We start from the raw sequence: 1,276 nt of genomic DNA on the forward strand, positions 1-1,276 counted from the left end.
CATTTATCTGGGGGAGACGCTGCCCTTGCAAGCACATACACTGCACATCCGCCATCTTGGCATGCAAGACTATGAATCGACATGGCATGCAATGCAGGAATATACTGACACTCGCGATAGCGACAGCCATGATGAACTTTGGATTGTTGAGCATCCACCAGTATTTACCCAAGGCCAAGCAGGTAAAAGCGAGCATATACTCAACCCTGGTGATATTCCGGTTATTCAAGTCGATCGCGGTGGCCAAGTTACTTACCACGGTCCAGGACAATTAGTGGTTTATCCACTTATCGACATCAAACGTAATAAACTAGGCGTTAGACAGTTAGTGAATAATATTGAGCAAAGTATTGTTGATATGCTCGGGTATTACGATATCAATGCATACGCAAAAGCTGATGCTCCCGGAGTTTATGTAACAGAACAAAAGATTGCCTCTTTAGGATTACGCATCCGTAAAGGCTGCTCTTTTCACGGCTTAGCATTAAATGTCGATATGGACTTAGCCCCGTTTCAGCGTATCAATCCTTGCGGATATGCCGGTTTAGAAATGGTGCAATGTAAAGCATTAGGCGGTCCACAAACTGTGCTTGAAGCTGGCGATAAATTAATCCAAACCTTTAGCCAAATTATGGGCTATCAACAACTTGTACATCATCAAGGATTAGCAGAATAATGAATAGGCCTGAAAGATTACAACCAGGTGTCAAATTACGTGATGCCGATAAAGTCGCACGAATTCCTGTAAAAGTCGTGCCATCAGAGCGTGAAACTATGCTGCGTAAACCGGATTGGTTACGAGTAAAATTACCCTCTTCAAATCAACGTATTCTCGAGATAAAAGCGGCATTACGTAAAAATGGATTGCACTCAGTTTGTGAAGAAGCATCTTGTCCAAACTTGGCAGAATGCTTTAACCACGGCACAGCGACCTTTATGATCTTAGGTGCAATTTGTACCCGACGCTGTCCTTTTTGTGATGTTGCCCATGGTCGCCCACTTAAGGCCGATGCTGACGAGCCTAAAAAACTAGCACAGACCATTAAAGACATGAAGTTAAAGTATGTGGTAATTACTTCTGTTGACCGAGATGATTTGAGTGATGGTGGTGCACAGCACTTTGCTGACTGTATTGGCGAAATTCGTTTACTAAATCCTGAACTCAAAATTGAAACGCTGGTTCCTGCTTTCCGTGGTCGTATCGATGCTGCTTTAGATATCTTAGCGACAGAGCCTCCTGCTGTATTTAATCCCACTCTTGAGACAGCTCCAGCTC

2 protein-coding genes are annotated in these 1,276 nt (G+C 43.7%); both read left to right on the top strand.

All coding sequences use genetic code 11. The features are described from left to right. The first annotated feature begins 25 nt into the window (after nucleotides 1-25). Nucleotides 26-676 (top strand): lipoyl(octanoyl) transferase LipB, encoded by a 651-nt coding sequence (lipB, locus tag H5202_RS22645; protein WP_182774000.1) that lies wholly within the window; start codon nucleotides 26-28, stop codon nucleotides 674-676. Then, nucleotides 676-1,276 (top strand): lipoyl synthase (locus H5202_RS22650; protein WP_182774001.1); only part of this gene is annotated, 601 nt, incomplete at its 3' end. The genes lipB and H5202_RS22650, both read left to right, overlap by 1 nt.

The organism is Shewanella sp. SG41-4 (assembly GCF_014164505.1).
Taxonomy (GTDB): Bacteria; Pseudomonadota; Gammaproteobacteria; order Enterobacterales; family Shewanellaceae; genus Shewanella.